The 10,898-nt window shown below is 41.2% G+C and carries 11 protein-coding genes; 10 read left to right on the forward strand and 1 reads right to left on the reverse strand.

Annotation, left to right across the window (positions count from 1 at the left end):
• Positions 1-89: 89 nt before the first annotated feature.
• A complete protein-coding gene (locus tag V7K21_RS01205) occupies positions 90-815 on the reverse strand; it encodes a DUF72 domain-containing protein (RefSeq protein WP_335171014.1) in 726 nt (241 codons plus the stop codon).
• A 15-nt stretch (positions 816-830) separates the two neighbouring features.
• On the opposite strand from V7K21_RS01205, the gene V7K21_RS01210 reads away from it, so the two are divergent.
• From V7K21_RS01210 to V7K21_RS01255, 10 genes are all read left to right on the forward strand, one after another.
• A complete protein-coding gene (locus tag V7K21_RS01210) occupies positions 831-1,085 on the forward strand; it encodes an NIL domain-containing protein (RefSeq protein WP_335171015.1) in 255 nt (84 codons plus the stop codon).
• 478 nt (positions 1,086-1,563) lie between these two features.
• Positions 1,564-2,340: a MetQ/NlpA family ABC transporter substrate-binding protein gene (locus tag V7K21_RS01215; RefSeq protein ID WP_335171016.1), complete on the forward strand. Its 777-nt coding sequence runs from the start codon at positions 1,564-1,566 to the stop codon at positions 2,338-2,340.
• A 2-nt stretch (positions 2,341-2,342) separates the two neighbouring features.
• Positions 2,343-2,645 carry a hypothetical protein gene (locus tag V7K21_RS01220; RefSeq protein ID WP_335171018.1) on the forward strand — a complete coding sequence of 101 codons (303 nt, stop codon included), beginning with the start codon at positions 2,343-2,345 and terminating at the stop codon, positions 2,643-2,645.
• 47 nt (positions 2,646-2,692) lie between these two features.
• Positions 2,693-3,349 carry a hypothetical protein gene (locus V7K21_RS01225; protein WP_335171019.1) on the forward strand — a complete coding sequence of 219 codons (657 nt, stop codon included), beginning with the start codon at positions 2,693-2,695 and terminating at the stop codon, positions 3,347-3,349.
• 71 nt (positions 3,350-3,420) lie between these two features.
• Positions 3,421-4,488 carry an NADPH dehydrogenase NamA gene (namA, locus tag V7K21_RS01230; RefSeq protein ID WP_335171020.1) on the forward strand — a complete coding sequence of 356 codons (1,068 nt, stop codon included), beginning with the start codon at positions 3,421-3,423 and terminating at the stop codon, positions 4,486-4,488.
• Between the two features lie 591 nt (positions 4,489-5,079).
• Entirely contained in the window at positions 5,080-6,399 is a 1,320-nt protein-coding gene (locus tag V7K21_RS01235; RefSeq protein ID WP_335171021.1) for an MFS transporter, read from the forward strand.
• A gap of 294 nt (positions 6,400-6,693) precedes the next feature.
• On the forward strand, positions 6,694-8,121 hold the full coding sequence (locus V7K21_RS01240; RefSeq protein ID WP_335171022.1) for a tetratricopeptide repeat protein: 1,428 nt from the start codon (positions 6,694-6,696) through the stop codon (positions 8,119-8,121).
• The gene (locus V7K21_RS01245) at positions 8,118-9,128 is read left to right on the forward strand and encodes an aldo/keto reductase (protein ID WP_335171023.1); all 1,011 of its coding nucleotides are present in this window, start codon (positions 8,118-8,120) and stop codon (positions 9,126-9,128) included. The genes V7K21_RS01240 and V7K21_RS01245 overlap by 4 nt, the downstream gene beginning before the upstream one ends.
• Before the next feature lie 1,105 nt (positions 9,129-10,233).
• A complete protein-coding gene (locus tag V7K21_RS01250) occupies positions 10,234-10,386 on the forward strand; it encodes a hypothetical protein (RefSeq protein WP_335171024.1) in 153 nt (50 codons plus the stop codon).
• Positions 10,387-10,598: 212 nt separating this feature from the next.
• On the forward strand, positions 10,599-10,829 hold the full coding sequence (locus V7K21_RS01255) for a hypothetical protein (protein ID WP_335171025.1): 231 nt from the start codon (positions 10,599-10,601) through the stop codon (positions 10,827-10,829).
• Positions 10,830-10,898 lie beyond the last annotated feature (69 nt).

The raw sequence follows: 10,898 nt of genomic DNA on the forward strand, positions 1-10,898 counted from the left end.
ACCCAAGTATCACGTTTGTCAATTATTCCACCTCATTAGTATGGAAGCAAAGCCTTCTATTATAACATAAAAATAATTCTGCAAGAGGTCTAATGAATAAAGAAATAAATTCGCACTCCCGTCTGCAACCATTGCTGAATCTGCTTTACCCACTCTTCCATAAACGGCTGATTCACTGATAAATTTGGATGAGAAATAAACCGAATCAGAGTAAAAGGTGCTGTCACACTCAATTGCAAGGGTAATTTAGGTTTACGCCGTTCCGATTGTAACTGGGGGTCATCATCTCCAGTATAGATGGGGCGCGAGTCTAAGAGTACCCGTCCTACACCTAGCTTTTCTAAAAGCACCGTTAAATTACTAGCATGGGGTTCTCTGAACCAGTCGCGATGCCGAACTTCCAGCGCTAGGGGTGCTTCTGTATGCGGCCAAGCTTCGAGAAAGTTGGTCAAATCGTCAAGCAGTGCAGGTGCATAACTGGGTGGTAACTGGGCAAACATTGGACCAAGACGCTTCTCTAGAGGGCGTATCGCTTCCAGAAATTTTAAAGCAGCCGGAATATAAGGTTGTAACAACCCTTGATGGGTGACATCTTGCGGTAATTTCAGACAAAATTCAAAACCTGTTGGTGTTTCGGCAGCCCAACGGGTTACAGTTTCTTGGTTAGGCACCGCATAAAAGGTGGTGTTACCTTCTACAGTCGTGAAGCTACGACTGTAGAGATGGAGAAAATCGGCAGTGCGAGTGCCTTGGGGATAGAGTTCGCCCACCCAACCTTTATATGCCCAAACAGCACAACCGATAAAAAAGTTCACAGTGTCTAAAAGTGAATGGCACTAATAAAAGCTATAGCACGTTTTGGCGTAGTGCTAGCAACGATCGCCTTTGCGGGAGAACAAGCAAGTCAGCCGATTTTCGCCACTTTAGCACGTCGTTTTGATGTTGATATTAATATCCTCAGCGGTAGCGTCGAAACCGTAGGCGATCGCCGCGTTGGTCAGTTTCAAATCGAAATAGAGGCAGCAAAGGTGACTCAAGCCTTGAAATATTTACACGAATCAAAGTTTGAAGTGGAAGTGCATTAACAATCCGTAAGTCCTGATTTGTAATTATTTGTTCATGGAAAGAGTCAATTACCAAATTTAAATTTAATATTACACCAAACTATGACTGCAATTGACACTACTTTTCTTAAAACAGGTGCTGCGATCATTTAGTACAACACGGCGGAAATAGACCAACCATTTAAAAACCTTAAAAAGCCCATTCCGTAATACTTTTGACTTTTGAACGCCAGTTACTTCTCCTTAGGGAGACGCTGCGCGAACAAGTCGGCAGAGCCGCCCAACGCACTGGCTCCTTTTGAATGAGTAACTTCCGCCTTGCGGTACTAGTCCAGCAGATTATCCCGATAGCCCGTTGTAGCAGGCTTTACGGCAACCCGTTCTCCCACATAAGTTGGCTGTAGAGGCTTGGAACTATATGCCTCTACCCTTGTTTTTTATCTTCATCTATGCAAATCTTATAGTTCATACTACGTTAAATCTATAAATTTACCGTAATATGCAATTAAATTGTCCAATAGCAGGTAACAGTGGTACAGCCCAAGCAACTACACAAAAAGAAGTCATTCAAGTTGGGGTGACGGGAATCAGATATGAAGATATTTTGAAGTTTATAGATACTCAACTAGCACCTCAGGAAGGATTAGAAGTAAAAGTTGTGACTTTTAATGACAGGATACAACCGAATATAGCTTTAAGAGGCAAAGTAATCGATGCCAATTTTTTTCAACATCGACCTTTCATGAATAATGCTGTCAAGGAACTCAAAATAAATTTAGTCTCATTAAATCTAGTTTCTTTAAGCACACTCGGTCTTTTCTTAAAAAGCCTCAAATCTGTGAATGAGGTTCCTCAAAATGCCACTGTTACAATTGCCAATGATCTAATAAATAATGACCGAGGACTGAGGTTACTGGCAAGTAATGGCTTAATAAAACTTAAGAAAAATATTAAAAAATTTGTAACTCAAAGAGATATAGCCGAGAATCCTAAAAACTTGCGAATCAAGGAAGTAGAAGGAGTCCAAGTAGTTCGAGCTATTAATGATGTAGATTTTATTGTTTCCTCGGCTCAAATTGTTGCTCTAGCAGGAATAACACCGCAATCTATGGGACGGGAGACAGCTAAAGATAAAAAGTATGCCTTGGCATTAGTCACATTACAGGGTCGAGAAAATGAGCCAAAAATTCAGAAGCTGAACAAACTTCTTAACGATCCACAAGTTAGAGATTTTATTAACAAGCAGTATCAGGGGCGAATATTACCTGTATTTTAAAGATGGTGAAAGAATCAAAGATGAAAATTTTATACTTCATCTTTCCTAAATTACCAGTTACTAAACTTAAATGGTCACATTACTTGGAAAATAAAGCCATGTATTTTGGAAAAATTGAAAATGAATTATGTTGTGGAGAAATTTGGTCAATTTGGCAAACAACTAAATTACCAGATCATCTACAGTTATTAGTGGATCAAGAACTAGGAAAAGATGATATATGGGAATTGCAGAGCCAAAAGCCTGATGATCAGCTTATTCATTCAAGTCCTGATGAGGACTCTAGTCATTCAACAAGTATTTAAACTACTATTCCATATTTGGGTGCATAATAAAAAGTTAAAAGCAGCACATGTTGACCACTGATGAAAATTCGCTGAGGCAGCGAAGTACCGTTTTAACTTTAGCGATCGCTTATGGTTTAGCAGTGGCCAATGTCTACTACAATCAGCCGCTACTGGCTGATATGGGACGTAGCTTGAATATCTCTGCCCAGCAGGTAGGATTTATTCCCACTCTCACCCAAACTGGCTATGCAGTGGGGCTATTGTTGCTAGTTCCTTTGGGCGACATGATGGAACGCCGCTGGTTAATTGTCACTATGCTAAGTTTGCTGGCCTGTGCCTTGGTGGTGGAGGCTACAGTTCCCAATCTCGTTTGGTTATCTGTGTCGAGTTTCGGACTAGTAGCTTTTGTCATCCTTTTGATAGCTGGTGGAACTCATTTAATGGGTCTTATATTAGGGATGCTTATTCTTGACTTAGAAATGCACACTGGTTACGTTTCAAACCAAATCTGCGTCTATAACTTAGTTCTAAATGCTGAGAGCCGTATGAATACGGTGTACATGGTCACTAACTACACTGGCGGCGCACTTGGCTCTTTTCTCGGTACTTATACCTGGGGATTGTGGCAGTGGAACGGCGTTTGTGCATTGGGATTCTTTTTGTTGACTGTGGCGTTTATCGCTCATTTCAGTGTACGTAACACAAAATCTTCAGCCGTTTAATACAAATTCGAGTTCATGCTGCAAATCCGTCCCCAATTTCTTTCACCTAACAAGAGAAGGAATCAATATTAATGGCACACCTGTTTGAACCATTCAAGATTCGTGAAGTTACCTTTCGCAATCGCATCGCCGTTTCACCGATGTGTCAATATTCCAGTACAAATGGATATGCTAATGATTGGCACGTTATTCATCTAGCTTCTCGCGCAGTTGGCGGTGCAGGTATAGTGATAACAGAAGCAGCAGCTGTAGAACCTCGCGGACGCATTAGCCCCCAAGATTTGGGAATCTGGTCAGATGCACATATTGAAACTTTAGCCAAAACTGTGGCATTGATTCATAACTTCGGAGCTGTTGCAGGTATTCAACTTGCTCATGCAGGTAGAAAAGCCAGCACTGCTAAACCCAGTAAGGGAGGAAAAGCGCTAGATGAATCTCAGGAAGGTTGGCGTCCCTTGGTTTCGAGTAGTGCGATCGCCTTTAACAAAGATAGCCCAGTTCCAGAAGCCCTAAGTCTTCAGGGAATTCAGGAAGTTATTCAAGCCTTTGTCGAAGCTACCAAACGTTCTCTGGAAGCTGGTTTCAAGGTAGTTGAAATCCATGCTGCCCACGGTTATCTACTGCATCAGTTTCTCTCACCTCTTTCTAACCAACGGCAAGATGATTATGGTGGTAGCTTTGAAAACCGGACTCGTCTGCTTAGAGAAGTTGTTCAAGCAGTCCGAGAGATTTGGCCTGAGACATATCCACTGTGGATACGTATTTCTGCCACCGATTGGGTAGATAAGGGTTGGGACATCGAGCAAAGTATCGCTTTAAGTGACAAACTCAAGTCTCTAGGAGTTGATCTCATCGATACTTCATCGGGCGGTATTATACCGGGCATCAATATACCAATTAAACCTGGTTATCAGACTGAGTTTGCCGAACGCATCCGCCGCGAAGCCAATATCCATACAGGAGCCGTGGGCTTAATTACATCCCCTGAGCAAGCTGACAAGATTATTCGCACAGAAGTAGCTGATATAGTGCTGTTAGGACGTGAACTACTCCGCAATCCTTACTGGCCACATCTGGCAGCCAAACAGTTAGGACACGATAAACTCTGGCCTGTTCAATACGACCGAGCTTGGCTATGATCTCACCTCTGCTTAATTGAGGATCAACCACCCCAAACCTTTGCTGCTTGGCGGTACGGGTTGGGGGTTGATTTGTAAAAATTGTGGGTATTCGACCAGACATGGTATAATACATACTCTAGTCATACTATCGCTATTTTTTTATTGTAATACTAAGCATACAAACTTCTTGTGTTACAAACATTAAGCTTTGCTAATACTCTTTCAGGGCTGGTAATATGTAAGTCTGCTAAAACTCCATCAAAAAAATAGTAGAGACGTTGCAATGCAATGTCTCTACTAATGTCCTCGTCCGTGCAAATTATCTTCTCCAAGCGTAATGGGTTAAAGGAAAAGCCCAAAGGCTTGTGTTGCCTCGTTAAGAGTCTTAAGACAGGGAATGTATTCCTGCTGCTGCTTCCCACGATAGGTTAATAGCCTTGAGGCTCTTAACCAGTCAGGGCAAGGGCTGTATCTTAACTTAGTGCCATTCAGCTATAGCCTTTTAAATTTAGTGATAAATCACTCATTACAAACCACTAGTTCATATTTTAAAGTTAAGTCTATTTTAAAAAAATAGGGTTGCAACAATTTTTAAATAGGTAAATATTCATGATACCAAGTAATAGAAAAAACTTACACAAAAGTAAGCAAAACTTTGTTTATTTTGAAATTCCATCTGCGTTGAAATCCGTGAATTTTTCTTGTTTCGTTATTGGAGAAAGCTTATCTTTTTTTGGGTCTTGGATGACTCAAATTGCTTTGGTATGGCTAGTTTATCAAATAACTAGTTCTGCTGTATTAGTAGGTGTGGCTGGATTTACAAATCAAGCTATGGGCTTAATTATTACTCCTTTGATAGGAGTATTACTAGATCGCTGGAATTTACGATATGTCCTATTAACTACTCAAATAGTATCTATTCTGCTATCTTCTACACTAACATTTATAACTCTTAGTGGGAACATCAATGTTGCATGGATTATTGTCATCGGTACGCTTCAGGGAACGGTAAAAGCTTTCGATTTACCAGCACGTCAGGTAATTATTCCCAGACTTTTGGATAAGAAATCAGATACTTATAGTGCGATGGCTTGCCATTCATTCTTGATTAATACAGCAAAGTTTGTTAGTCCGATGATTGGGGGTTTACTAATTGCTCGATCTGGTACAGCTTCTTGTTTTTTAGTAGATAGTATTAGTTATCTACCTTTTATATCTGCAATCTTAACTGTTAAAGTAAACCCAATTATAAATAATTCATTGAATCAAAAATACCAAATTTGGGAAAACCTCAAAGAAGGGTTTGTTTACGCATACAAATTTTTGCCAATTAAATATTTACTGATATTACAAATTATTGTCTGTTTCATGGGAATGACTTATGTCAATTTGGTGCCGATTTTTGCTCAAGAAGTTCTCAAGGGTAATGCTGAAACTATGGGATTTTTGATGACAGCTTCGGCACTTGGTTCTATAGTTTCAGGTATTTATCTCATCTCCATAAAAAACATCATGGAACTGGGAAAAATTATAGCAAGTTCTACTGGAATTTTAGGTTTAGGTTTAATAGTTTTCTCTCGTTCAAGCAACTTAAAGATTTGTCTAATATTCATGTTTATCATCGGTATGAATAATACTTTAACTCTGGCTTCTATTAATAACTTTATGCAATCAATTATTCTTGATGAAAATAAAAGAGGTAGAGTAACTAGTCTATTTACAACTGGTTTTTTAGGAATCTTGCCTTTTGGTAATTTATTTTTCGGGGCATTGGCAGGTCATTTGGGTGTTACCAATGCTTTATTATTTGGCGGAATTTGTTGCATTTTCGGAGCATATTTCTTTAGTAGACAATTGCCCCAAATCAGAAATATAGTGCATCCAATTTACACAGAGTTGGGCTTACTTCCACAGTCAAGTAAAGGCTAAATCCGCTTTGATTGGATTTTGTCTGGAAGCGATGTCTACGACGTGCTACGCCTACGCCTAATTCTCTCAACTTCACTTTTCCACAAAAATCGCCTCTGATACTTCATTCTAGCCTACAAGCGTCTACACACTTCGCAAGACCTCCCACTACTACAGAGAAAATGATGTTTTAGATAAACTTGGTCAAAACCTCTTGATTTTCATCACCGATTGTGAGAAATTCTAATTTAATATCTATAAAGTACAGTAAGTCGATAAGTTTACCGTATTTTATAGTTTAAATGGAAGTAAGCGGTGGTTTTAGCTGTGCAATGCTCTGGAAAACCAATGGTAAAAGATGCATTTGAACTCGAAATTACTACCGACTCATCAGTAGCGGTAAATGCCATCGATAGCTTTGTTGATCAATTATTGGGTGTTGGTAACGATGCCCAAGTTATTCTCAAAGCAGTTGAGGCTGATCCGGCTTGTGCGATCGCCAATACTCAAGCTGCCGCCTTTTATCTGTTTGCTGGTGGTGTTGCCTTAACTCAGGCGACATCTTATTTAAATACGGCAAAGGCAAACCTCACCCACGCTAATGATCGCGAAAAACTTTATGTTGCTGCAATTGAAGCATGGGCAAACCGAGATATTGCTCAAGCGATCGCCCACCATGAAGCGATCGCTGATAGCTATCCCCGCGATTTAGCCTCGTTGCATCTTGCCCAATACCACTATAGAAATTCCGGTAACAGTCAAGGGATGCTGCGAATTGCCGAAAAAGTTTTCGCCGCCAATCGTCACAACCCGTATATCTACGGGATGTTGGCCTTCGGGCTAGAAGAGTGTCATCGTTTAGCAGAAGCAGAAACATATGCCAGGCAAGCGATCACCCTGAAACGAGATAACCGTTGGGCACACCACGCCCTTGCTCATGTGTTAGAAACTCAAGGGCGCTTAGATGAAGGGATCGCCTTAATGGAAAGTCTCAGCGATACCTGGGAATATGGTAATCCAGTGTTTTACGGACATCTTTGGTGGCACACATCTCTTTACTACCTGGATGCAGAGAATTTTGCCAAGGTAGTAGAAATTTATGACCAAAACATTTGGGGACGTGCCAAAAAAGACAATGGACGCGAACAGATTAATGCGATCGCATTATTGTTGCGGTTAGAGTTACGCGGTGTAGATGTCGGTTCGCGCTGGCAGGAACTTGCTGCTTACCTGCAACCACGGCTACACGAACACGTCCTCGCCTTCCTGGATTTACAATACATCTATGCACTGGTGCGGGGTGGTAAAGATGATTGGGCGGCACAGATGTTAGAGAGTATGCAAACTCATGGAGAGAAAGTCTTACCCTACGTGCGGCGTACTTGGCTAGAGATAGGAGTACCAGCAGCTAGGGGGATGATTGCTCATGCTCGTGGGGATTGGGAAAGGGCGATCGCTCAATTAGAGCTAGTGTTACCCGATTTATACTCCACGGGTGGATCTCATGCTCAACAAGATTTATTTGAACAAATTTATCTTGATGCACTGATTCGCGATCGGCAGTATCACAAAGCCTTGAATGTCCTGGAAAAGCGCAATGCTGCCCGTGGCAATATTCCAGTGATTCAGCGGGAATTAGCTAATACTTATAGCCAGCTAGGACACATCGATGAAGCACATCAAGCTTCTCAACTTGCTTTAGAACTTTCACAACGTTATCAAAAAGTAGAGCAAACAGTATGACGACATACGTAAATCTGGGAAAAAGTGGACTGAAAGTATCACGCCTTACTCTGGGTACTATGACTTACGGTTCTCGGAAATGGCGAGAATGGGTACTAGAAGAAGAAGAAAGTCGCCCGTTTATTAAACTAGCTTTGGAATTGGGGATTAACTTCTTTGACACCGCCGATGTTTACTCTTTAGGTGCCAGCGAAGAAATCTTGGGACGGGCATTAAAGGATTTTGCCAAAAGAGATCAAGTTGTCATTGCTACCAAAGTCTTCAATAAAATCGGTGATGGCCCCAATGATCAAGGGCTGTCTCGCAAACATATTTTTGATAGCATTGATGCCTCATTGCGGCGGCTACAAACAGATTACGTCGATTTGTACCAAATTCATCGCTGGGACTACGAAACACCAATAGAGGAAACCCTAGAGGCACTGCATGATGTAGTCAAATCAGGTAAAGTTCGTTACTTAGGAATCTCAAGTGTTTACGCATGGCAGTTCGCCAAAGCCCTTTACACGGCTGACAAACACGGCTGGAATCGCTTTATATCTATTCAAAATCACTACAACTTAGTTTATCGAGAAGAAGAGAGAGAGGTGATACCTTTATCTCTAGATCAAGGAATTGGGATCATTCCCTGGAGTCCTCTAGCACGAGGCTTTTTGGCGGGGAATCGCAGCAAGCAAAGCTATGGGGAAACTGTGCGGGCTAAAACCGATGACTTTGCTCACAATCTCTACTATCAAGATTCGGATTTCCAAATAGTCGATCGCGTCGTAGAGTTAGCCCAAAAACGCGGTGTTAAACCAACACAAATTGCCTTAGCTTGGTTGTTGCATCAACCGGGTGTAACGGCTCCGATTGTTGGTGCTAGTAAGATAGAGCATCTTAAAGAAGCAGTGGAGGCGGTGGATTTGAAGCTTTCCGATGAAGAACGCAAGTTCCTTGAAGAACCTTACACACCCCATCCCATCTTAGGACATCAGTACCCAACCGCCTCTGCCAGTCGCCCATAGCAATATCTGGTATTGGGGACAGAACAAGGGAATAGGTAACAGATGATAGGGAACAGATTTAGGACTAGCCCTTTCAAGGTGGGTAAAAATTTTGCTCAATAAACTCCTATTTAACCTGTTGACTCTGTGTTCTCTGTGGTTAAACAAAAGACTTTTTAACCGCACAGACGCAAAGAACGCAGAGAGAAAAAAGAGATTTTACAAGTCACCTTGAAAAAGCTAGTCCTAGATTTATGAACTTTTCTGTTTCTCCCCTTGGCGCTTTTGGCGATTTCTCAGAGAGACGCTGCGCGTTGGCAAAAGCGTCTCCAAGAGTTGGCGGTTTAATAATTTTCACTTGGAGTAACTGTCTTTCACTCTATGTGCAAACTGCCTTGTTTACTGTCGTCATACTATTAGTTTAGGGACTGACAAAAAATAAATTATCCAAAATTATTTGTACATTTGTAGAGGCGCAAGGACTTGTGCCCCTACGATAGGATGTTTTTTTAACTGGAAATCCCTTCTAGGTTAAGTAATGCCAGATAATCTATAGCAATCCTAAATGAGTCGTGAAAATCCCCAATTCCTCTCTCTGCGCTACGGGCAGTTTGCACATAGAGTGAAACCCGCCCATGCAACAGCCCTCCTCTGTGCCTCTGCGGTTAATTTATTTTTACAAATGATTTAGGACTGCTATAACCCAGATTACTTAAATAAGTACACTTTTGCATTAAAAACGTAGCGTTTTTAATGCAGGAGGACACATTAACATTACATCAAGATGCATTGGCATTGTATAAGGATACATTAGCATTGCATCAAGGTGCATTGGCATTGTAAAGGGACACATTAACATTGCATCAAGATGCATTGGCATTGTAAAGGAACGCATTAACATTGCATCAAGATGCGTTGACATTGTAGAAGGACGCATTGGCATTGCATCAAGATGCATTGAAACTGTAAGATATTGTCAAATTTAATTCGCTACAAATTAATTAAATGCTGTACTAAGTTGCAAAAAATAACTCACATTGAATCAACAAAGAATTTTGAGGTTTACATCAGGAGTAATGTAATGTCAAACTCATCTACAGAAAGACCTATTGCCACCTATACATAAATGGCAGATGGAACAAAAGAAGATTATTTTCTATTACAGGAACACTCTAAGCCTCGCTTGAATCGGGTTGCCGATCGCGCCCTGACACTTTTAGTTGGCTTGCAAGAAAGTTATCCAGTAAATCTGATATTTCTGGCATCATATAGGACTTGATCGCCATGCAAGAGAAAAGTTTCGAGGTCATCCTTACTTTGATTGCACCACTGAGTTCTGCCATAAGTGGGATCAAGAATCATTTGATCCAAACTATGATCCTCTGCCACTGACTTTCTTTGAGCCTATGGTACATCGGATCTTCGCTCGTGAACCTTGGGGTCAACATACAAAACAGGAATTATAAAAGTATCAGAGTGTAGAAGTCAAACATGATTCAATTCAACCATGCCAATAAAACACTTATGCTGTTTGCTGCATTCCTCCCTTTGCTAGGACTGTATGGGTGTGGGCAGCTAGCCAACCCGGAAAAAACGGCAACTGTTGATCAGTCGCAAGTCACTGTGGTGCTAGGCGATCAAGTCGGTGGCACGCGGGCCCTTGTCGAAGCCGCCAATGCACTTGAAGGTGTACCGTATCTGACTTTTCCCGTTAAGTCTTGAAAGGCTTACTAGTAAAGGATTTAAGAAACAGCACAGCAAATACGGTAAAGTAATTGCAATCGAGTGCTA

The sequence above is a fragment of the Nostoc sp. genome (assembly GCF_036919595.1).
Lineage (GTDB): Bacteria > Cyanobacteriota > Cyanobacteriia > Cyanobacteriales > Nostocaceae > Nostoc.